We start from the raw sequence: 22,001 nt of genomic DNA, 5'->3' as shown, positions 1-22,001 counted from the left end.
CCCACCCCAAAGGGAGCCATGTCAGAATTCACGAGACTCGACCCACCCGTTATTGCTGAGATCGTCGCCATTTGCGAGACGATGCTCGCCGAGTTCGAAAACTCAAGAATCAAAGCAAAAAATCTCGTCTCCGCGAACGGCTTCGGCGACCTCGAATCCGCCCGGCAACTCGCCGCCGGTTACAGCCGCAAAGGCGCGGGCACACCCGAATCCGCCTACGAACGGATCGAGCAATTCATCGACACACTGACTCAGCTGCGCGACGCGTTCGCGTCGGGAGGCGAGGACTTCCTCGACACGCAATTCGACTGGGCACGCGCGCTCGACACCGCGGACCGGGACGTGTAGATCCTGATCTGCGCGTCGAACGGAGATCCGCTCACGATATTCGCCGCGCAAATCTCCATTCGGCGAGCATTTCCTCTCTTTCAGATGGTCAACGGGGAGCGGTGTCCACCAGGTCGTGGTCGACGCCGTAGTCCACGCGCATACGATCCATCGCTGCGTCCCGAACCTTGTACGCCCGCGCTGTTGTCCGAGCCTTGTACGGGTAGCGCCGCTCCTGGATCCGGTTGACGAGGGCGAGCGCGGGGCCAGCCCGGCGCACCACGTGCTTGAGCGGGCTGTCCGGGATCCCCAGCGCATCGGCCTCCGCATCACCTACGAAGACACGCTGCAGGCTGTGCATCAGCGCGCGAGCGAGAGATGTTCGCACACGGTCGTTTCCGGGCAGGAGGTTCGCGAGTTCCGGGACGAGATAGTCGTCGGTGAGTGCGGCCACGAAATCTCGGTCGTCCTGGCTCGGTCCCGGAGAGGTCAACCGGTACAACTCCTCGACGAGCACGTGATCGGCTTCTTTACACAGGTTGAGTTCGTCGCTCATGCCGATCACATGCCCGACGTAGCGCCACAGGTGGTAGATGTCGTCGAGTTCCGTGCGGGTGAAGCGCACGCCGAGCGTCTGCATCGCTTCGACGCAGATGTGCCCGAATTCGGCGATGGTGAACGCCATATAGGGCTGTGGGATCGGCACTCCCCATGCGTCCTCGTCCCACAGTCCGCTCGCGACGATGCCCCGGCGCACGTGTGCGTGGATGATCCGCACCCGGACGGTGAATGCGAAACCTTCTCCGTTGCGGCGCATTCCGTCGCCCGCGATCACATGCCGCAGCCACTCCCCCACCTCGACGGAGCGCACCGCCGGCTGGCTCACGTAGCGACCGGTCAGCGCGAGAGGCTTCCCGGCGATCTCACTGGCGGCACCCCGAAGCAGCGACGCCGCCCCGAGCACCATGCCCATCACGGGGGTGTGGCGGATGAGGGCATCGGCAGCGTGGTCCAGGCGGTCGTGGTCGAGCCACTCGGGTTCGTCGTCGAGGCGTGTGAACAGCGCTCGTAGCGACTCGGGAGCGTTCGGGACAGCGTGGATACCGTCTGCCAACGCCCTGCGTACTTCGGCTGTGGCCGAGGAGGAACCGAAATCGTCGGCGACGACTGCGTCGGCCAGTGGGTCGGCCTGCCACATCCCGTCCAGCCACCTGCTTCCGAGGTCGCCGTAGCGGCGCACAGCGAGATCTGCGTTGACAAGTTCGCGCGGAATGCGTCGATTCATGCATTCCATGCAAACACGAGAAATCCTCACTTACTATTCATTTCTTGTGACCAGCACACCGAACGGCAATTCGACCGGTAGAGGGGTACGAACATCCCCGACTCAGCGCCGTGCCAGAGAGATGCGTACGCACCTTCTCACGTCCACGCACGAGCTTCTCGGTAGCCGGCCCGGGGCACGCGTGAGTACGACGGCTCTCGCCGAACACGCCCACGTGAGCATCGGTACCGTCTACCGCTACTTCCCGGACATGGACGCCATCATCGACGAACTGAGGATGACGGCCGTCCACAACATCACCACGGCGCTGTCGACGGCAATCGCCCGCGCGATGGACCAGGCGCCCCTCGACGCTATGGTCACGGTCGTGGAGGGGCTCACCTCGGCATTCGAGCAGCATGCCCCGGTCCTGCGAGTGTCCTACACCTCGAACGAGGCCGAGTTCGGCTTCGCCTGGGCCGACATCGAGGCCCCCCTCCGCCCCTTGGCGCGCATCATTCCCACACGCCTGCGCCCCGATCTCGACGACGACGCACTCGACGACCTGGTCTTCATCGTCATGGGTGCCACCGCGAGTCTGTGCTCCCGGATCGCCCTGCTCCGGCCCCCAGATGCCGACCGGACGAAGCTGATCTCGGTAGCGGCGAAGATGCTCCTGGCGGCAGTCGAAGGTGCGTGACCGATCAGCCGCGCACGTCCTCGAGTAGGTCGTCGTCCAGCGAGACGCGAACGAGCGCCGCGGCAAGCGGAGCGAACCGGCCGTCGGGCGCGTGCTTCTCCAATTTCTCCGACTCTGCGGGCACACCGAGCGCTTCGGCGCCTTGCCGGGCACGTTTGTCGAGGTAGGGCCGGAGCCAGGTCCACACGTCTTGGACTTCGCGTAGGAAGATTTCCGCCCCCACAGGTCCGATGCCGTCGAATTCCTCCAGTAGACGGGCCGCTGCCGCAGCGTCACCGTCAGCACGCTGTGCCAATTTTCGCAGATCGCCCTGGTACTCGGATTCGACTCGTTCGCCCATCTCGCGCAACCGAGTGGCGGTGCTCTCGTCGTACCGAACGTAGTGACCGCGTCCGAGCGCAGCAATAACGTCCGGACGTAGCGCCTTCGCCATTGCCTCCGGGGTGCGCCATCCTGCCTGGAAGAGTTCCTTCGCGGCGGCGACGGCGATATCCGCCGATATTCGCGTACTCGACAGCAACGCGAGGACGAGAAGCTCGAACAGGGGCTTAGGGGTGTCTTTCAGTGTGATGCCCGCATCCTCCGCGTACGTTCGTCCGGCGCGATCGAGCAGTTTTGTCACGGTGTCCATCGACATCCTCCTGGAAGCGGTTGGTTCTGTCGTGGTACCCGAATTCCCGACCCGCACACTCACCCACTTCGACGGGGATACGCTGCTGCGAAGTCCCGCCGAAGGAGCCCGATGACCGAGGACGCACACAACCGCTCCCCCGCCGACATCGTCGCCGGAGCAACCCTCGAAGAGAAGGCGGGCTTGACCAGCGGGCTGAACTTCTGGTTCACCAAACCGCTTACCCGGTTGGGCATTCCGTCGATCATGCTCACAGACGGGCCGCACGGCGTCCGCAAGCAGTCCGAGGGCGGCGACCATCTCGGGCTCGCCGACTCGATACCGGCGACCTGCTTTCCCCCCGCCGTCGCGCTCGGTTGCTCGTTCGACGCGGCCCTTCTGGAACGCGTCGGCGTTGCGCTCGGCTCGGAAGCCCGCGCCGAGCAGGTCGGTGTCCTCCTCGGTCCGGGGATCAACATCAAGCGTTCGCCGCTGTGCGGACGGAACTTCGAATATTTGTCGGAGGATCCGTTGCTCGCCGGCATCCTCGGCACCGCGCTGGTTCGGGGCATCCAGTCGCAGGGTGCCGGTGCGTCGCTGAAGCACTTCGCGGCGAACAACCAGGAAACAGACCGGATGCGGGTGTCGGCGGACGTCGACCCGCGACCTTTACGGGAGATCTACCTGCGCGCTTTCCAGCGCGTCGTCGAGGATGCACGTCCCTGGACGGTGATGTGCTCGTACAACCGCATCAACGGGGTCTACTCGTCGCAGAATCCGTGGCTGCTCACCGACGTGCTGCGAGGTGAGTGGGGATTCGACGGTCTTGTCGTCAGTGACTGGGGCGCCGTCGCCGATCGGGTCGCTGCGGTGGCAGCGGGCCTCGACCTCGAGATGCCGTCGAGCGGAGGTCGCACGGATCAGGAGATCGTCGACGCGGTGCGGTCGGGCGCGCTGGACGAAACGGTGCTCGACACGGCAGCAGCGCGGGTCGTCGACCTCGTCGGCCGCGTCGCCTCGCGCGCCGACGCCGACGCGACCTACAACGCCGACGACCACCATGCCCTCGCACGGGAAGCTGCGGCAGCGAGCGTCGTGCTCCTGCAGAACGAGCGCGCCCTGCTTCCACTCCCTCTCGACGTCGACGTCGCGGTGATCGGCGAACTCGCCCGCACTCCCAGGTATCAGGGAGCGGGATCGTCGCGGATCAATCCCACCCGGATCGACACACCGCTCGACGAGATCAACGCACTCGCGTCCGGGAATGTCGCTTTTGCTGCGGGGTACTTGCTCGACGGTACCGCCGACGACGCACTCCGCACGGCTGCCGTCGACGCCGCTGCCGGCGCCGAGGTGGCTGTGCTGTTCCTCGGACTCCCCTCCGAACTCGAATCGGAAGGCTTCGACCGCACCGATCTCGAACTCCCGTCCGAGCAACGACGACTGCTCGACGACGTGGTCGCGGCGAACCCCGACACGGTGGTCGTGCTCTCCAACGGAGGTGTCGTGCGGGTCTCCGGCTTCGCGCATAAGGTACCCGGGATCGTCGAAGGGTTCCTGCTCGGACAAGCGGGGGGCGGCGCGCTGGCCGACGTGCTGTTCGGCATCGTCAACCCGTCCGGGCGTCTCGCCGAAACGATCCCGCTCAGGCTCGAGGACACTCAGTCGTTCACGAACTTCCCGGGCGAGCACGGGCACGTCCGCTACGGGGAAGGATTGTTCGTCGGCTATCGCGGCTTCGATGCACGACGCCAAGATGTGTCGTTCCCGTTCGGACATGGCTTGTCGTACACGACCTTCGAGTACGGCGCCGCGGCCGTGACCGCTGGCGACGATCTGGCCGTGACCGTCACGGTGACCAACATCGGAGACCGCGCCGGGTCTGAAGTCGTGCAGGTGTACGTCTCGCTGCCGTCGTCCGCCGTGTCGCGGGCACCCCGCGAGTTGAAGGGATTTGCGAAGGTATTCCTCGAACCCGGCGAGTCGCGGGAGGTCCGAATCGCGGTTCGCCGATCGGACCTCGCATACTGGGACCCCCGTGTCGATGCGTGGGTGGTGGAGGGCGGCCTGTACACCGTGGAGGTCGGCGCGTCGAGCCGCGATATCCGGGTCACGGCGACTGCGGAAGTCGCCGGCGATGCCGTGAACGTGCCGTTGACGTTGGAGTCGTCGATCGGTGAAGTTCTGGCCAACCCTGCTGCCGCCGAAGCGCTCTCGACGATCTTCGTGGCGTCGGGAGACCGGCAGGCTCCGGCTCTCGATCCTGCGGTCCTCGCCATGGCAGCGTCGATGCCCATCGGCCGGATTCTCAGCTTCGGCGATTTCGGAATCGGCGAGGACGAGATTCAGCGCCTGCTCGATGCCGCCAACGGGTAATCCTGCGAATTTGCGCGGTGAATTGTTATCTGCCAACGCTATTGCGTGAGTAGATCCCGATTGAGCGCGCAGATCGCGGCGATACGGTTCTGCGTTCCCTGTGCTAGCGTCTGCGGCAATCAGCGGATCGGGGGGTCGCGTGGGTGGGCGGAATCGTGTCGTGCGAGCGGTCGCATCGCTGGCTGTCGTGGTGACGGCGGTGGGATGCGCGTCAGGCGCGGCGACGCCGAGCGAGCCGGAAGCTGTCGAAACGCCGACCTCGACGACGAGGACGCCGCGGGTCGTGGACGACTCGGGTCGCCCGCAGATCACGTTCGACCCGTGTCTGGATATTCCGGACGATTTACTCGCGTCTTCGGATTTCGATCCCAGGAGCAAGGGACCGATTGAGATGCCGATGGGCACCTACAGCTTTCTGGGCTGCGACTACAGAGGGACACTCCACATTCCTGGTGTTCTCAGCAGTTACAGCCTCATCATCCTTTCGGGCAATGTCACCCTCGAGGAAGAACTCGCGAAGAACGGGCACGTGGCTATCGAGACGACAGTCAACGGGCGACGAGCGCTTCAGGAGATCGACCCGAGCCTGAAGGGTTCGTGCGCCTACGTCGTTCAGTCGAGCTTCGGAATCGTGATACTAAGCCGCATCTACCACGCAGACCACAGTCGGGCCGTTCCCCAACACGAGTGGTGCGCGGGTTTCGCAGAGTTCGTCGTGGCAATCGAACCTCTCATCGAGAAGTAAGAAGGCGACATAATGGCCGAATACACAAGGCTTGATCCGCAGGTCGTCGACGAACTTGTCGCAATTTGCAACACGATGCTCGCGGAGCTGAAGGCCGCGGGGGCTAAGTCGGAGCGGCTCACACGGACCGACGGTTTCGGCGACCTCGAGTCCGCCCGACAACTCGCCGACGGCTACGCCCGCAAGGCCGCCGGAACCCCGGAATCCGCACGCGAGCGCATCGACCAATTCATTGCCACCCTTACCGACCTGCGCGACGCTTTCGCTTCGGGAGGGGAAGCATTTCTCGAGGCCGAGTTCGACTGGGCACGACAACTCCGGGAGATGGAAACCGAGCTGTAATGATGCCGCCGCGTGTGTCGGGCACGGAACATCGAGTGCCCGTGGCAGGCTCACGAGAATGCATCCGTACGACGAAGGATTCGAGCCTCCGAAGGCCTGTGCCGAGTGGTGCCGGGCACGGCCCTTCGACCTCCAGGTGCTCGACGACGGCGTGACGGTTGATCTGCAGTGGTGGAACGATCATCTCGAGGACGCGGGACACGAGATCAGGTTGCGCGGACGAAACCTCGACGGCCGCATCGTCACCACCGGCACTGCGGTGGTGCAGCGCAACGACCTTCGGCTGGGTAGCGATCTGATCGATGCCGACCACGAGGGTCTCGGTCTGTTGTTCCTGTGTGCGGCATGGCGCAGCGCGCATCCACGACGAAAAGCGGTGCGCCGGTTCCCCGACGTCCGCGACGTACGTACCCCCGCGGGTCGCCACCCGTTCGCGAAGATCAAAGGTGTCCTCGACTATTGCGCCAAGACGAAAGGGCTGCCCGACACCTCTCGTCAGACCTGGTCGGGATGGCCCGACACTCCGGGAGTGGGTGTGCCGTTGATGGCGTCCTACCTGTGGGCGGTGGAGGCGCGCACGGACACCGGTCCCGCGCAGATGCTGGACCAGTACGGCGTGTCGACGCTCGTGCACGAGGGATGGCTCGAGGACCCGTCGGTCGCAGACTTCACTGTGCGTCGCTATCACCGGTACGTCGAACTGATCAACACGTGGGCCGGTCTCATGGCCACGCGACCGGAGCTGGTCGAGATGTGGCTCGTCGATCGGTGGCATGCGCGCGTCGTCGAAGCCCGGGACGGATCCCACGCGACTCCGCGCCTGTTCTGATCCGCGCGTACTTGTCCGCAGACACGGCGTTTGTCCACAAGGGCGCCGGTACGTTGCCTTCGAACGCCCGGACCCGTGACCGGGTCGGGCACGATCCGCTGCATGGACGAGCCGGAAGTGCTGACGAGGACGTCGCTCACGACAGCCGGGACGTCGGACAACGACATACGACACGCGCTGCGCGCGGGCACACTCGTCCCGCTTGCCCGCGGTGTCTACCTGCGGCGGACCCAGTACGACGCGCTCGACGAGGCGGGGCGCCATCGCGTACACGCGCGCCACGTCGGTTCGCGTCTCGAGCCGGGTGAAGCGATCAGCCATGTGTCCGCGGCGGTTCTCCATCGTCTCGACATCTGGAAGGTGCCGCTGACCCGCTTGCACATCTCGCGTCCCGGGCGACACGGGCGAATCACGCCACACCTGCACGCGCACCGCACGAGGTTCGGTGACGACGATCTCGTGGAGATCCACGGAGTCGCCGTCACGTCGGTCGCCAGGACGGTCGTCGATCTCGCCCGCACGCTGCCGCGCGACGAGGCGGTGGCAATCGGAGACTCCGCTCTACGCCTTCACCCGAACACACGCCGGCAGTTGGCCCCGGTACTGGCGCGGGCACGACACCGCACCGGTACGACTGCCGCGGCGTCGGTTCTGGATTTTCTGGACGGGAGAAGCGAGAGCGTCGGTGAATCGCTGTCGCGGATCCGTATGCGAGAGTCCGGGTTACCCGCACCGGATCTGCAACGCGAGGTGGTCGTGCGCGACGGCCGACGGTACCGCCTCGACTTCTTCTGGGACGGCCTCGGCATCGTCGGCGAGTTCGACGGCAGCATCAAATACCGCGACCGTCGTGACCTCCTCGCCGAGAAACGTCGTGAAGACGCGTTGCGCGACCTGGGGCTGGAAGTAGTCCGCTGGAACTGGGCAGAGCTGGAGCGGTTCGAGGTGGTCGCGGGCCGGTTCGCACGCGCAGTCACCCGTGCACGCTCCCGGAATGCCGCAGCCGCGCGGTGAGTGGAGAGTTGCGCACGCTGTTCCGGGAGCCGATCCCCACTTACCGCGCAAATACCCCAGTTCACCTGCGGCGTATGATTCCCGGAGAAGCCCTGCCCCGTCGAGAAAGGCCCCATCGTGTACGTCATCACCAACCGCATCGAGGTTCCCGCCGAGACGGCAGAGGCATTCGAGAAGGTCTTCGTCGACAGCATGCGCGAGACCCTCGACGGCGTTCCCGGCCTCAACCGCACGACGCTTCTCCGTCCCGCAGCCGAGGGCCTCACCTACCTGTCCACGATGGAGTTCGACTCGAAGGACGACTTCCTCGCCTGGCTGCGTTCCGATTCGTTCAAGGCCGCGCACTCCGACGATCAGGCACCGGGCATGCAGGCGCCGTCCGCCGTCGAGCAGCACACGCTCGTCGAGGACATCGTCTTCGAGAAGTAGCAGACACCCTCTTACATGCGACGGCGCCACCGGAGAACTTCTCCGATGGCGCCGTCTTCTGCTGTCGGGACGCCCTACACCGCGACGGGCTGCCGTTCGGGCGCCACGACCGGCACGACCACCGGCGGCTGCGGCTTCGTCGCAGGCCGGGTGACCAGTGCAACCGTCACGTAGGCGACGAGCGCCACGATCGCCCCGAGGAAGGTTGTCCAGCCGTCGGCGGCTGCGGTGACGAGGTCGTTCGGGATGTAGAACAGGGTGTTGTCGACGCCGTAGATCGTCGGGGTGAGTACGAAGAAGCCGACGCGCACGCCGATGCCGCAGATCGCTGCCGCGGCGACGGCCCGGCCGTCACCCCGCTTCCAGAACAGCCCGAGGATGAACGGCACCACGAGCGACGCCAGCAGCAGGTCGAAGGTCAGGGTGAGCAGGATGCCGGTCTGCGGAACGCGCAGGGCGACCAGCGCTCCGAACGCCGCCATGGGCAGCATGCACAGCCGGGTGGCCCGCATGACGTCCGAGGACATGGCGGCGTGTTCGCCGCCGACGCGGAAGAGGTTGCGTACCAGGACAGTTGCGGTGGAGAGCAGGACGCCGCTGATGGTGGTGAGCGAGGCCGTCACGAGTCCGGACAGCACCAGGATCGACAGCCACTTCGGGGCGTACTCGCCGAGCAGCACGTACAGGATCGGGCCGTCCACGGCGCTGTCCCCGACGATGGAGATTGCCGCAAGTGCGACGAACGAGAGCGGTACGCAGAGGACGAGGATGCCGGTAGCCGCCGAGAAGCAGGCCCGCTGGGCGGCGTGCGGGCTCTTCGCCGAGAACACCCGCTGCATCAGGTCGATCGCGACGATGTTGCCGAGGCCGAGTGCGATCAGCGTTGCCCAATTGATCGCGGCACCCTGCGCCGGATCGGTGAGCTGCCCGAGACCGCCGATGCCGAGCCCCTCCGGAGCCGAGAATCCGGGACCGAACGCCACCCATCCCAGCAGGCAGACGATGCCGACCGCCATGACCGCGAACTGCACGACACCGGTGTAGACGCTTGCGAACATTCCGCCGGCCATCGTGTAAGCCAGAACGAACGGGATCAGAACCAGCACTGCGACGGTGTAGTCGAGCCCCACGAAGTATTCGAGAAGGTATCCGAGCGCGACGAGGTTGCCGGCGAGGAGGATGCCGAAGCTTCCGACCGTCAGGACGGAGGCGGTGATCTCGGTGCCGCGCCCGAAACGCTGCGCGAAGTACTCGGGCAGGGTCACGACACCGGTAGCCCTCAGCTTCTTCGCGAAGAACAGCCCGACGAGCAGCACGCTCAGCGCGACGCCCAGCGGCATCGCGGCACCGGCCCAGAACCCGAACCCGGCAGCAAGATCCGCGCTGCCCAGTGTCGCGTTGGAGTCGATGACCTGGGACATGAGCAGCACCGCGAGGATCGGCGCCCCGAGGGATCGTCCTGCCAGGAGGAAGTTCCCCGTATCGCCCCGGACCTTACGGGTGGAATAGAAGCCTGCGCCGAGAAGAACGACGAGGCATACGGCAACACCGGTGATGATCATGGCAACTCCAGATGAGGAGGTCAGACGGCAGGAGCGCTGCGTTGAGCTTCGCGTCCGAGCGAGTAGAGGGGTCGTGCGTTGTCGGGAAGGGTGATCTCGCCCGAGGCGAGTCGGCGCTGCAGGTAGGTGAAGCTCTGCGCGGTTTGCGCGAACAGGTGGTCGCCTGCCCGCACACCGTCGTATCGCGGTCCGCCTGTGGTGACGAACTGAGGCAACGGCTCGACCCACGTGTTGTAGTCGACGTTGAAGAACAACGGGAACGAATAACGCTCGTGCGATACCTTACGCACCCGATGTGACGTCGCCGTAAACTCTCCGTTGGTCCAGATCTCCAGCAGGTCACCGATATTCAGCACGAACGCATCGTCGGCGTAGGGAACGTCGATCCACGTTCCGTCTGCGTTGACGACCTCGAGTCCGGGGGCGGTGGGCCGGAGCAGCGTGAACACCTCGTAGTCGGTGTGGGCGCCGATGCCGGGACGGTCTGCGGCGCTGGGGTCGTGCGGGTAGTGGATCAACCGCAGCTGGGCGGGCGGGGTGCTCACGTGCTTGTCGAAGAGGTCCGCGGGTTCTCCGAGTGCTTCGGCGAAGGCGCGCAACAACAGTCGTCCCAGCGAGAAGACCGCGTCGTAGTAGGTGGAGACGGGTTCGGCGAAGTCGTCCAGTTCGGGCCATTGGTTGGGACCGAGCAGGGGGTTACCTGCCAGATAGTCCGGGTGATCGGACGGGAGGTCTATCGACAGGTCGTAGGCTTCCTTGTGGTCGGGAGTCGCACCCGCGAACACTTCCTCACCGGCGGGGACGTATCCCCTGTGGTTGGTCGAATTACCGATGTACACCTTCATTTTCACATCGTCCGGTTGCGCGAAGAACCGCTCGGCGGCACGCTGCACCGCCGCGAACGACGCGGGGTCGATGCCGTGTCCGACGATCTGCGCGAACCCTATTTCTCGTGCAGCACGACCCAATTCGGCGATAACGGCGCCGCGGTGCACCGGATCGCCGGTGACGAGTCCTGTGACGTCGATGGTCGGAATGCTGGTGAACGTCACGCCATGCCTTTCTGTTCTGTCTCGGGAAGATCGAGTCGGCGCCAGCGGCGCATGACCGGACGGCCGTCGACGTCGATGTCGGACGTCGACAGGATTTCGCCCGGCACGGGGTCGAGCATGTCGCCGACCCGGAACGGGAGCGTGGAGGCGGTAATACGCCACTCCCCGAGTCCGGTACTCCCGAAAGATATTTCACAGTTCATCAGTTCCCGGGCCGCCGACAGCGTGCCGGCGCCCCGGATCTGCTCGTGCAGGGGCGCCCCGTCGATCGGACGGGTTCGGCCGCGGGCGAAGGCGAAGTCTTCGCCGACGCGGATCAGGATGCCGGGAGCACCGGTCTCGATGTCTTCGAGCAGGTATTCGTCGATGCTCGACGACGTGGCGCTGATCCGCCAGTGCTCGAGGTAGTCCTCGAAGACACCGTGCTCGGCCACGGTCGTGGCGTCGAGCAGTTCCAGACTGCCCGCGTCCGGATGCGGGCCGGGTGGGTGGACCGCCACCGTGCGGGTCCATTCCACATGCCCGCCGTGGGAGAGCAGACGCCCCGCGAACCCGTCCTGGGTTGCCAGGACGAGCAGGTCGTCGATGCTCGTCACACCCAGCGACCGGGCCTGCACCGGGACTTCCGCCGCGGGCCGACGCAGATCGCAGTACAGGCTCGCACCCTGCAGCCAGACGACCCGGCTGGTGGTGTCGGGCGCCGCGCCCGGGCGCGCCAGCAAGGTGCGCTCGAAGCGGGTGCCCGAAATCGTGAGGGTGTCGACGGCACTCATGCTCCGCCTGCTTCCCAGCGCGCCCGTTCCTGCGCGAAGGCAACGGACTGGACCGCCTGAAAGGACTCGATCGATTCGGTGTTCTCCGAGAGGAATTCGCGGTGTTGCGCGAGGGAGAACGTACCGTCGGTGATGTCCACGCCTCCGCCTCGGCCGGCCGCGAGGTCGGCCCGCAGATCGAGGAGTTCCTCGGGGTCGACCGGGTACCACGAGATACGGTCGAAGAACCTGAGCAGCCACGGGGTGCCGTTCTCGAACGCGCCCGCGGGTTGCGGGTGCCGGTGGTTCCACACCTGGGTGGTCCGGCCGACGAACTGGTACCCGCCGGGTCCTTCCATGCCGTAGATGCACAGGTAGGCGCCGCCGATGCCGACCGCGTTCTCCGGTGTCCACGTGCGGGCGGGGTTGTACTTGGTGGTGACGAGACGGTGCCGGGGGTCGAGCGGCGTGGCTACCGGCGCTCCGAGGTAGACGTCACCGAGACCGAGCACCATGTAGTCGGCAGCGAAGACGGTGTCGAACACGTCGGCAACCGTGTCGAGGCCGTTCATCCGGCGGATGAACTCGATGTTCCACGGGCACCACGGTGCGTCGGCGCGCACGCCGTGCATGTAGCGCTGGATGGCCTCCCGCGTCGCGGGGTCGTCCCACGACAGCGGCAGGCGCACCTGCCGGCTCGGCACTTCGAGTTCGTCGCTGTCACCGATGGCATCCTCGGCTTCGGCGAGCAGACCCAGAAGCTTCGGGACGGGCAGCACGTCGGGATCCACCTTGACCTGGAGGGACCGGATGCCAGGAGTCAGTTCGAGAAGGCCGGACGGACGCTCCCCTTCGAGACGCTGGTGCAGCGCGTGGACGCGGGCACGCAGCGCCAGATCCAGTGTCATGTCGCCGTATTCGACGAGCACGTTGTCGTCTCCGCTGCGCCGGTAGGTGACGGCGGTGTTGCCGTCGCGGCGCGCGAGCACGCCGTCGTCGCCGTCTCCGCCGGCCGACGACACGAGCGAGAGGCCCGCGCGTCGCGCAACGCCGAGGTCGCGGCGTGACGCCGCGTGCTCCGACCGCACGGGCACGAAACGGATGGTGTTGCCCGGGGCGAGTTGCCCCAGCTTCCAGCGGTCCGCGGCGACGACCGTGACCGGGCACACGAAGCCGCCGAGGCTCGGTCCGTCCGGACCGAGCAGAATCGGAGTGTCACCGGTGAAGTCGAGTGCGCCGATCGAGTAGGCGTTGTCGTGGATGTTGGACGGGTGCAGGCCCGCTTCCCCGCCGTCGGCGCGCGCCCACTGCGGCTTCGGGCCGATGAGCCGAACGCCGGTGCGGTCGGAGTTGAAGTGCACCTCGTATTCGGTGGCGTAGAGCGCATCGATGTCGTCGCGTGTAAAGAATTCGGGCGCTCCGTGCGGCCCTTCGGTCACCGCGATCTCCCAGTGGCTGCTCAACGCGGGCACGTGCTCGGAGGGCACCGCGGAGCAAGACCCCTCGGTGACGTCGCCGACGACGAGCACATCACCGTCGCGGAGCGTGCGGCCTTCGTGTCCACCGAACGTGCCGAGGGTGAATGTCGAGGCGCTGCCCAGGAACTCGGGTACGTCGAGCCCGCCGCGTACGAGAATGTAGGCGCGGAGTCCGGGGCCGGTCACGGTCCCGACGTCGAGCAGGCCGCCCTCGGGGACGACGACGGGCCGCCACTGCGGGACGGGGGTGCCATCGACGCGCACCGTGACGGGCGCTCCGGTCACGCAGACCTCGGTGGCTTCGGTGAAGCGGAGTGCCGGGCCGGCCATGGTGGTCTCGAGGCCGGGGGCGCCCTCGGGGTTTCCGAGCGCGACGTTGCCGAGCCGGAACGACAGGTCGTCCATCGGCCCCGACGGAGGGACTCCGACCTGCCAGTAGCCGGTGCGGCCCGGGTAGTCCTGGACGGTGGTGAGCATTCCCGGTCGTTCGACCGTGATCTTGGTGGTCATGGGCGTCTCATGCCCCCCTCGGCCGGGTGACGATCATCCGCACCGGAGTCGGATCGAAACCGTTGCAGGGGTTGTTGATCTGGGGGCAGTTCGACACGAGGACGAGCACGTCGCGTTCGGCCCGGATCGCGAGGCGCTTGCCGGGAGCCGACAGACCGTCGACGATGCCGAGCGTGCCGTCGGCCTCGACGGGCACGTTCATGAAGAAGTTGATGTTGGAGACGAGGTCACGCTTGCCGAGGCCCCATTTCGCGCCTTCGATGAGGAAGTTCTCGACGCATGCATGCTGGTGCTTGGTGTGATGCCCGTAGCGCAGGGTGTTCGATTCCTGCGAACACGCGCCGCCGACCGTGTCGTGGATGCCCACCTCGTCCGCGACGAGTGTCATCAGCGGTCCGCCGTCCGCGTCGCGCAGTACCGACCCCGTGGTCAGGAACAGGTTTCCCTGCCCTGCGACGGTGGCTGCGGCGCTGTAGCGGGCGGTGTGGTCGTGTGCGTCGTAGACGAGGGTGTCGACGGCCTGGTTGCCGTGGAGATCGACGATGGTGAGCACGTCGCCCGCGGCGACGACGGTGGACCAGGGTCCGCGGACCCCGACGACCTCGTCGAGCAGGACGCGGCCGGGAACGAGGGCGAGGTCCGTGGAGTCGAGCGTGGCGGTCATGTCAGTTCTCCATTCCGGAAGCAGCGGCAGCCCAGGCGTCTTCGGTGTTGAGCACGGCGCGCTGGTATTCGGGATCGGTAGCGGGGAGCGAGTCGAGGTCGGCGGGTGCACGCCACGCGAGGATTTCGAGTGTGCTGGTCGGGAAGTCCTCTGCCGGGTCCAGCGGGTGCGCGGTGTTGGCGAGCAGCACGATCACCGGCAGGTGGAGAATCAATTCGACGTAGGTGTCGGGCCCCGCCGAGCCGGTGCTCGTCAGCGTGCCGTCGTCCTCGACGTGCACGCCGTGGAAGAACGACAGCGACGGGGGCAGGTCGCGCGGGGCGAGATCGTGTTTCGCGGCGGCGACGGTGAAGAGTTCCCGTCCGGCGGGAGCTTCCGAGTGCAACTCTCCCGCTCCGTATTTCGCGGTGTTTCCCGCGAGGTGCGTGGTGCCGCACAGCGCGTCGTGGCGGCCGGAGGTATCGGCGACGATCGTGGCGAGCACCCGGCCCTGATCCGACAGCAGCGGATGGCCGGTTCCCAGATACGCCTGCCACGGCACTTTCAGCGTGTCGGCGACGTTGAGCCGCTCGTGCGGGGCGTCGGCGCGGAACAACAGGAGGTTCGCGCAGGCCGCACCGTGGATGTCGCGGAGTCGCAGGCGAGTTCCCCGGGCAAGCACCTTGCTCGTGTAGCGGCCACCGGGCACGGTCTCGGCCCAGACGAGTGAGGCGGCGCGTCCGGTCGGTGCGGCCGGCCACGCGGACGCCGGAACGGTGGGCATGCCGTCGGTGACGATGCCCGACTGTGCCCGTGCGTGGGCGCGGGCGGCGTGGGTGGTGGCCGTCGCGAGGGTCTCGGTCATGGTGCTCCGATCGTGGCGCTCGGGGAAACTGTCACTCGACAGTTTTCCGAGCGCGCATATTCGGGGAATTGCCGCGGCGTAACAACTCCGTGACCCATGTTTCGTCCGGATTTCGGAGTTCTCACGGCCGGACACGACCGCGCGGCGCACACGACCGTTGTGCCATGGTGAAGGAGTGACCCACGCAGGACCGGGCCGTCCCCGGCTACGAGAACCACGTCGCCCCGGCGCCACCGCGCGTGCCGAAATCCTCGATGCCGCAGCCGAACTCTTCACCACCCGGGGGTTCGCGTCGACATCGACCCGGCTTATCGCCGACGCGGTGGGCATCCGTCAGGCGTCGCTCTACAACCATTTCGCGACGAAGAACGACATCCTCGTCGCACTGCTGGAGGACACCGTCGAGCCCACGATCGAATTCGACGCGGGCCTGGATGACAATCACCCCGCGGCGGTGCGGTTGTGCGCACTGGCCTGGTTCGACACCGCGCAGTTGTGCGCGGGCAGATGGAATCTCGGTGCGCTGTATCTGCTGCCCGAGGTGCGCACCGAGCAGTTCGGGCGTTTCCGGGCAGAGCGGGAGCAGCTGGCGGTTCGTTATCGGGATCTAGCGGCCGAGATCGTCGGGGAGAACGATCCCCGGGCGGGCCTACCGTTCCGGCTCGTCGAGTCGGCCATCGCGATCCGCGCCGACGACGAACGAGTCGACGCCAAGCTCCCCGAAATGCTCGCGACCGCGTCGCTCGACGTTCTCGGCGTGAGCGAGACCGCCGCTGTGAAGCGGCGCGCACGTGCTCTCGTGATCGGGGTCCCCGATCTGTCTCCCGGCCGCTGAGGCACGGGAGGCCGGGTCACCGGTTTTCGTCGGTGCTGTCCGACGGGGAACGGTTGGCCCCTTCGAGCACGTTGACCTCGCGCTTGTTGCTGCCCGGCCCGACGTGCGCCTCGGTGCGCATCTTCTCGGACATGTGCGGGTAGTGCAGTTCGAACGCGGGGCGCTCCGACCGGATCCGCGGTAGTTCGGTGAAGTTGTGCCGCGGCGGCGGGCAACTCGTTGCCCACTCGAGCGAGTTACCGAAGCCCCACGGGTCGTCGACCGTGACGACCTGGCCGTAGCGGTAGCTCCTGAACACGTTCCACACGAACGGCAGCGTAGAGGCACCCACTATGAAGGCACCGACCGTCGAGACCGTGTTGAGCGTGGTGAACCCGTCCGAGGGCAGATAATCCGCGTAGCGACGCGGCATGCCCTCGTTACCGAGCCAGTGCTGCACCAGGAAGGTGGTGTGGAAGCCGATGAAGGTCAGCCAGAAGTGCCACTTGCCGAGGCGTTCGTCGAGCATCCGCCCGGTCATCTTCGGGAACCAGAAGTAGATGCCGGCGTACGTCGCGAACACGATGGTGCCGAAGAGCACGTAGTGGAAGTGCGCCACGACGAAGTACGAGTCGTGCAGGTGGAAGTCGAGCGGCGGGCTCGCCAGGATGATGCCGGACAGACCGCCGAACAGGAACGTGATGATGAAACCGACGGCGAACAGCATCGGTGTCTCGAAGGTGATCTGCCCTCTCCACATCGTGCCGATCCAGTTGAAGAACTTCACGCCCGTCGGGACGGCGATCAGGAACGTCATGAACGCGAAGAAAGGCAGCAGCACCGCGCCGGTCGCATACATGTGGTGTGCCCACACGGCGATCGACAGGGCCGCGATGGCGATCGTCGCGTAGACCAGGCCGCTGTAGCCGAAGATCGGCTTGCGGCTGAAGACCGGGAAGATCTCCGAGACGATGCCGAAGAACGGCAGCGCGACGACATACACCTCCGGGTGGCCGAAGAACCAGAACAGGTGTTGCCAGAGGATCGCGCCACCGGTCGCGGGATCGTAGATGTGCCCCCCGAGCACCCTGTCGACGATCGCCCCCATGAACGCTGCCGCGAGCAGCGGGAACACCAGCAGGACCAGGATCATCGTGATGAAGATGTTCCAGGTGAAGATGGGCATGCGGAACATCGTCATGCCCGGAGCGCGCATGCAGACCACCGTGGTGATCATGTTGACCGCGCCCAGGATGGTGCCGAGACCCGTGATGACCAGGCCGAGGAACCACAGGTTCGCGCCGACACCCGGCGTGTGCTCCTCGGACGCCAGCGGCATGTACGACGTCCACCCGAAGTCGGCGGCACCCCGAGGGGTGACCAGGCTGTACACCACCGTGAGCGAGCCGAACAGGAAGAGCCAGTAGCTGAACGCGTTCAGCCGGGGAAACGCGACGTCGGGGGCGCCGATCTGCAGCGGGAGGATGTAGTTCGCGAACCCGAACACCACCGGGGTCGCGTACATCAGCAGCATGATTCCGCCGTGCACGGTGAAGAGCTGGTTGTACTGCTCATTGGACAGAAACTGCAAGCCGGGACGCGCGAGCTCGGTGCGCATCAGCAACGCCAGCAGCCCGCCGATGAGGAAGAAGACGAAGGAGGTGACGATGTACATCAACCCGAGCGTCTTCGGATCGGTCGTGGTGATCAGGTCGCGAATGACCGCGCCCTTCGGCTTGCGTCGAGGGGGATACGGCCGCTTCGCCTCGACCGGAGCAATCACCGCGTTCATCGGGCCTCCTCACGCCGCACGGGGCGACGATCTCGACGATGCAGACGGACCTGCACGCGTTCCACGGCGTGCGTCGTCAGCCTGCGGGGCAAGCAGATGCGTCCCAGAGTAAGGCGTGTACCTATCCCGCGGAGCGGTTCTCGGTGATTAGTTTTCGATCCTCACGTAGTGCCGGCACGACCTTTTCGCCGAGCAACCGCATGCTCTCCCACGAGGGTTCTTCCGGCATTCCGGCACAGAGCGGATGGGTGGTGACGACCGGGAGAATCCCCTCCCGGCACCGGCGGATCAGGCCGTCGGGCGTATCCACGACATAGGTGCCCGCAGCACGGAGTTCTTCGATCGTCGTGGATCGATCGAACACGTGCGACAACGCCGTACCGCTCTGGTGCCAGGCGGCATAGCCCCGGGCGTCGGCGAGCAGATGATCCCCGTACCGCGCCCAGAATTCGTCCGGATCGGCTGCGCAGAACACCGTTGCCGGTCCGGGCGGGGGCATCATCACATGCCCGGGCCGGCGCCCGAGCCTCTCGCACTCCGCGCGGTAGAGGTCGCGTAGCGCTTCGTCGGCGATCTGCGGCTGGAAATTGAGGCCGAGCCTCGCCGCCCGGCGCGCAGCGGTCGGTGTGCCACCGCCGTAGTAGGCGACGGGGTGCGGGCGGGACAAGGGTGCCGGGGTCACGGCGCCGACCCGCCCGGCGCGGTCCACTCGCTGGGTCCGCAGTGCCTCGAGCACCAGTTCGAGTGCGTTTTCCGTGTCTTGCCCGCGACTGGTCCACGGTCGGCGATAGAGCGCGTACTCCTCGGTGCGATATCCGAGCGCGAACACATACGACACCCGGCCACCGGACAGCAGGTCGATCACCGCGATGTCCTCGGCGAGCCGCACGGGGTCGTAAAGATTGACGATCAGCGCAGAGACAGTGATGGGGATCGTGCGGGTCCGGGCCGCGAACGCCGCGGCGACCGGGAGCGGACTGGGCAGGTACCCGTCCTCCGAACCGTGGTGTTCGGAAAGCATGACGACGTCGTGCCCGGTGGATTCCGCGTACTCGACCTGTTCGAGTGCGCGCGCGAACAGCGCCTGCCGGTCTCGTGGTGTCGCATCGGGCGCACGGAAGTCGAAACGGGTCGCGAACAGGGTTCTGGACACGGCAGCCACTCGTTTCTCTCCGGCGTAACTCGGAACAGCCACAGCGTCGTCGTTTCACGCTGTGGGCGATTACCTTGCCGAATCACCGGACAACTGTCCAGACTCCTCGGTACGCGTGTTCCGGGTGTCGGCTCGAGGAGGATCGGTCCATGAACGGCAGGACAGCAGTGGTGATCGGCGGGGCGTCGGGAATCGGCTGGGCCACGGCCCGGCTTCTTCACACTCGCGGAGCGACCGTGGTGATCGCGGACATCGACGGGGCCGCCGCTCGCGCGCGGGCCGGCGAACTGGGCGCAGGCGCCCGGGCGAGCACCGCCGACGTCACCGACGAGAGCAGCGTCGAAAGGCTCTTCGCCGAGGTGGTGGCGAGCGAAGGCGCTCCGGACACGGTCGTCGAATGTGCCGGGGTGTCGATGCCGGGGCGCATCACCGACCTCGCGCTCGAGGACTGGCAGACCACGGTCGACGTGTGCCTGACCGGTGCTTTTCTGGTCATGAAGCATGCGGGGCGCGTGGTGCGCGACGGCGGCAGCATCACCACGATCGCGTCGCTCAACGGGCGGCAACCCGCTCCCGGAATGGCTGCGTACTGTGCGGCGAAGGCGGGCGTCCTCATGCTCACCGAGGTTGCGGCGCTCGAACTCGGTGCACGAGGAGTACGAGTGAACGCCGTCTCCCCGGGACTGGTCGACACCCCGCTCACGGCGGGGGTCGCACTGGTGCCCGGTCTGCGCGAGGACTATCTCGAGAACACCCCTCTCGGACGCGCGGGACGTCCTGAGGAGGTCGCCGAGGTGGTCGCGTTCGTCGCCTCCGATGCGGCGACCTGGATGACCGGAGCGACGATCGACCTCAACGGCGGCGCCCACACGCGCCGCTACCCCGATCTACTCGCGCACCTCGCCGCGATGGCATCGCCGCTGCCGGACGCCACGAACCCGGGAAAGTAACCGCGATCCACGCCGGTGCGGCGGTGTGGTCCCGGCGGCGCGGACAAGGCATGGCTCTACCCGAGAACGTGTTCTACATTGTGACCGTCGTCACCGAACACTCCGGATTCACCCGACGTTGGGGGAAGGTCATACATGTCGGCACCGAGTACCGCTGTCATCGGCGCGGGAATCAGCGGCCTGACCACGAGCAAGATGCTGTCCGACTACGGCGTGCCCTACACGTGCTTCGAGATGTCCGATCGCGTGGGCGGGAACTGGGCCTTCGGTAACCCCAACGGACGCAGCAGTGCTTACCGTTCGCTGCACATCGACACGTCGAAGCATCAGTTGTCGTTCAAGGACTATCCGATGCCGGCGTCGTATCCCGATTTTCCTCACCACTCCCAGATCAAGGACTACCTCGACGGATATACCGACGCCTTCGGCCTCCGCGACAACATCGAGTTCGGCAACGAGGTGCTCCGCGCCCGGCGCCTGGACGAAGGGGGCTGGGAACTCGACCTGGCAGACGGCGGCACCCGGCGGTTCGAGTTCCTCGTTGTCGCCAACGGCCATCACTGGGACCCCCGGGTCCCCCGATTTCCGGGCGACTTCACCGGGGTGGCGATGCACTCCCACCACTACATCGATCCGCAGACCCCGCTCGATTTCGCGGGCAAGCGCATTCTTGTCGTCGGCATCGGCAACAGTGCCGCCGACATCGCCGTCGAACTGTCATCGAGAACGCTTCGGACGGAGGTGACGCTCTCGACTCGGTCGAGTGCGTGGATCGTTCCCAAGTACATCGCCGGGCGCCCCGCCGACAAGTACTACCGGACGGTGCCCTACGTACCGCTGGCCTGGCAGCGCAAGCTCGCACAGTGGGGGCAACCCCTGCTCTCCGGCAGGCCGGAGTTGTACGGTCTCCCGTCGCCCAACCACAAATTCTTCGAAGCCCACCCCACGCAGTCGGTGGAGTTGCCACTGCGTCTGGGGTCGGGCGACATCACCCCGAAACCCGACATCGAGCGGTTCGACGGCCGCACAGTGCATTTCGTCGACGGTAGCTCGACCGAGATCGATATCGCCGTCTACGCGACCGGTTACAACATCACGTTCCCGTTCTTCGAACCCGATTTCCTCAGTGCGCCGGACAATCACATCGCGCTCTACAAACGGATCTTCGCACCGGGACTCCCCGACCTCGCCTTCGCCGGTTTCGCACAGGCGACGCCGACGCTGTTCCCCTTCGTCGAATGTCAGGCGCGGGTGATCGCCGCGTATGCCGTCGGTCGCTACGCACTGCCCGCGGACGACGAGATGGAACGGGTCATCGTCGCGGACCAGCAGAAATTCACCGGGCACATGCTGGATCGTCCACGGCACACCCAGCAACTCGATTATTTCGCGTACGAGCACGACATCCGCACACACGAACTGCCGGCCGGACTTGCCCGTGCCCACGGAGGCGACCGATGACATTCCACTCCTTGCAGTTCCGGTCACGCGACGCCGATGTCGACGCCTGGCACTTCCCCGCGAAACCGGGACGGCTCGACGCGTCCGGACGAGCGCCGGTCGTCATCATGGCGCACGGACTCGGAGGAACGAAGGACTCCGGACTCACCCCGTTCGCGGAACGCTTCGCCGATGCGGGGATGCACGTCGTGGCGTTCGACTATCGAGGGTTCGGCTCGTCCGGCGGGGACGACCGTCAGCGCGTGGACCTCGACGGCCAACTGGCCGATTACCGCGCCGCGCTCGCCGCGGCGCGGCGCCGCGCCGGGGTGGGCCCGGGTCGCGGCGGGCCGG

General features: G+C 66.3%; 22 protein-coding genes. 12 read left to right on the top strand and 10 right to left on the bottom strand.

Features of this window, described 5'->3' with window-relative positions:
• Window positions 1–18 precede the first annotated feature (18 nt).
• Window positions 19–348: a hypothetical protein gene (locus tag TVH25_RS00110; protein ID WP_422423035.1), complete on the top strand. Its 330-nt coding sequence runs from the start codon at window positions 19–21 to the stop codon at window positions 346–348.
• Between the two features lie 88 nt (window positions 349–436).
• On the opposite strand, the gene TVH25_RS00105 is transcribed toward TVH25_RS00110, so the two are convergent.
• A complete protein-coding gene (locus TVH25_RS00105) occupies window positions 437–1,612 on the bottom strand; it encodes an oxygenase MpaB family protein (RefSeq protein ID WP_422423034.1) in 1,176 nt (391 codons plus the stop codon).
• Between the two features lie 121 nt (window positions 1,613–1,733).
• Here TVH25_RS00105 and TVH25_RS00100 point away from each other — a divergent pair, with 121 nt between their 5' ends.
• On the top strand, window positions 1,734–2,291 hold the full coding sequence (locus tag TVH25_RS00100; protein ID WP_422423033.1) for a TetR/AcrR family transcriptional regulator: 558 nt from the start codon (window positions 1,734–1,736) through the stop codon (window positions 2,289–2,291).
• Between the two features lie 4 nt (window positions 2,292–2,295).
• Here the strand turns inward: TVH25_RS00100 and TVH25_RS00095 are convergent, their stop codons facing one another.
• Window positions 2,296–2,922 (bottom strand): endonuclease, encoded by a 627-nt coding sequence (locus TVH25_RS00095; RefSeq protein ID WP_422423032.1) that lies wholly within the window; start codon window positions 2,920–2,922, stop codon window positions 2,296–2,298.
• Between the two features lie 111 nt (window positions 2,923–3,033).
• On the opposite strand from TVH25_RS00095, the gene TVH25_RS00090 reads away from it, so the two are divergent.
• From TVH25_RS00090 to TVH25_RS00065, 6 genes are all read left to right on the top strand, one after another.
• A complete protein-coding gene (locus tag TVH25_RS00090; protein WP_422423031.1) occupies window positions 3,034–5,277 on the top strand; it encodes a glycoside hydrolase family 3 C-terminal domain-containing protein in 2,244 nt (747 codons plus the stop codon).
• Between the two features lie 160 nt (window positions 5,278–5,437).
• Complete coding sequence (locus TVH25_RS00085; RefSeq protein ID WP_422423029.1) at window positions 5,438–6,022, top strand: DUF3558 domain-containing protein; 585 nt, start codon at window positions 5,438–5,440, stop codon at window positions 6,020–6,022.
• Window positions 6,023–6,034: 12 nt separating this feature from the next.
• Window positions 6,035–6,364, top strand: a complete 330-nt coding sequence (locus TVH25_RS00080; protein ID WP_422423027.1) for a hypothetical protein — start codon at window positions 6,035–6,037, stop codon at window positions 6,362–6,364.
• A 58-nt stretch (window positions 6,365–6,422) separates the two neighbouring features.
• The gene (locus TVH25_RS00075; protein WP_422423026.1) at window positions 6,423–7,193 is read left to right on the top strand and encodes a hypothetical protein; all 771 of its coding nucleotides are present in this window, start codon (window positions 6,423–6,425) and stop codon (window positions 7,191–7,193) included.
• 102 nt (window positions 7,194–7,295) lie between these two features.
• Window positions 7,296–8,207 (top strand): hypothetical protein, encoded by a 912-nt coding sequence (locus tag TVH25_RS00070; RefSeq protein ID WP_422423025.1) that lies wholly within the window; start codon window positions 7,296–7,298, stop codon window positions 8,205–8,207.
• Between the two features lie 117 nt (window positions 8,208–8,324).
• Complete coding sequence (locus TVH25_RS00065) at window positions 8,325–8,636, top strand: antibiotic biosynthesis monooxygenase family protein (protein WP_422423024.1); 312 nt, start codon at window positions 8,325–8,327, stop codon at window positions 8,634–8,636.
• Between the two features lie 74 nt (window positions 8,637–8,710).
• On the opposite strand, the gene TVH25_RS00060 is transcribed toward TVH25_RS00065, so the two are convergent.
• From TVH25_RS00060 to TVH25_RS00035, 6 genes are read right to left on the bottom strand one after another with little or no spacing between them, the layout of a single operon-like run.
• Window positions 8,711–10,198, bottom strand: a complete 1,488-nt coding sequence (locus TVH25_RS00060) for a sodium:solute symporter family protein (RefSeq protein WP_169652668.1) — start codon at window positions 10,196–10,198, stop codon at window positions 8,711–8,713.
• Between the two features lie 20 nt (window positions 10,199–10,218).
• The gene (locus TVH25_RS00055; protein ID WP_422423022.1) at window positions 10,219–11,250 is read right to left on the bottom strand and encodes an isopenicillin N synthase family dioxygenase; all 1,032 of its coding nucleotides are present in this window, start codon (window positions 11,248–11,250) and stop codon (window positions 10,219–10,221) included.
• The gene (locus TVH25_RS00050; protein ID WP_422423021.1) at window positions 11,247–12,023 is read right to left on the bottom strand and encodes a hypothetical protein; all 777 of its coding nucleotides are present in this window, start codon (window positions 12,021–12,023) and stop codon (window positions 11,247–11,249) included. The genes TVH25_RS00055 and TVH25_RS00050 overlap by 4 nt, the downstream gene beginning before the upstream one ends.
• Window positions 12,020–13,990: a 5-oxoprolinase/urea amidolyase family protein gene (locus TVH25_RS00045; protein ID WP_422423020.1), complete on the bottom strand. Its 1,971-nt coding sequence runs from the start codon at window positions 13,988–13,990 to the stop codon at window positions 12,020–12,022. The genes TVH25_RS00050 and TVH25_RS00045 overlap by 4 nt, the downstream gene beginning before the upstream one ends.
• Before the next feature lie 7 nt (window positions 13,991–13,997).
• Entirely contained in the window at window positions 13,998–14,654 is a 657-nt protein-coding gene (locus TVH25_RS00040; RefSeq protein ID WP_422423019.1) for an urea amidolyase associated protein UAAP2, read from the bottom strand.
• Window position 14,655: 1 nt separating this feature from the next.
• Window positions 14,656–15,498, bottom strand: coding sequence for an urea amidolyase associated protein UAAP1 (locus TVH25_RS00035; protein ID WP_422423018.1), 843 nt, complete (start codon window positions 15,496–15,498; stop codon window positions 14,656–14,658).
• A gap of 175 nt (window positions 15,499–15,673) precedes the next feature.
• Between TVH25_RS00035 and TVH25_RS00030 the strand changes: the two genes are divergently transcribed.
• Window positions 15,674–16,333 carry a TetR/AcrR family transcriptional regulator gene (locus TVH25_RS00030; RefSeq protein WP_422423017.1) on the top strand — a complete coding sequence of 220 codons (660 nt, stop codon included), beginning with the start codon at window positions 15,674–15,676 and terminating at the stop codon, window positions 16,331–16,333.
• A gap of 16 nt (window positions 16,334–16,349) precedes the next feature.
• On the opposite strand, the gene ctaD is transcribed toward TVH25_RS00030, so the two are convergent.
• Both ctaD and TVH25_RS00020 read right to left on the bottom strand, forming a co-directional pair.
• A complete protein-coding gene (gene ctaD, locus TVH25_RS00025) occupies window positions 16,350–18,104 on the bottom strand; it encodes a cytochrome c oxidase subunit I (RefSeq protein WP_169622682.1) in 1,755 nt (584 codons plus the stop codon).
• Between the two features lie 121 nt (window positions 18,105–18,225).
• Entirely contained in the window at window positions 18,226–19,257 is a 1,032-nt protein-coding gene (locus tag TVH25_RS00020; protein WP_296548962.1) for an LLM class flavin-dependent oxidoreductase, read from the bottom strand.
• A 149-nt stretch (window positions 19,258–19,406) separates the two neighbouring features.
• Here TVH25_RS00020 and TVH25_RS00015 point away from each other — a divergent pair, with 149 nt between their 5' ends.
• From TVH25_RS00015 to TVH25_RS00005, 3 genes are all read left to right on the top strand, one after another.
• The gene (locus TVH25_RS00015) at window positions 19,407–20,207 is read left to right on the top strand and encodes an SDR family NAD(P)-dependent oxidoreductase (RefSeq protein WP_206038789.1); all 801 of its coding nucleotides are present in this window, start codon (window positions 19,407–19,409) and stop codon (window positions 20,205–20,207) included.
• A 135-nt stretch (window positions 20,208–20,342) separates the two neighbouring features.
• Window positions 20,343–21,668, top strand: coding sequence for a flavin-containing monooxygenase (locus TVH25_RS00010; RefSeq protein ID WP_296548959.1), 1,326 nt, complete (start codon window positions 20,343–20,345; stop codon window positions 21,666–21,668).
• On the top strand, window positions 21,665–22,001 hold a 337-nt coding region (locus tag TVH25_RS00005), incomplete at its 3' end, for an alpha/beta hydrolase (protein ID WP_422423015.1). The genes TVH25_RS00010 and TVH25_RS00005, both read left to right, overlap by 4 nt.

The organism is Rhodococcus sp. 7Tela_A2 (genome assembly GCF_049311045.1).
In the GTDB taxonomy this organism is placed as follows: Bacteria; Actinomycetota; Actinomycetes; order Mycobacteriales; family Mycobacteriaceae; genus Rhodococcus.
This window is presented reverse-complemented; position numbering and strand designations above follow the sequence as displayed.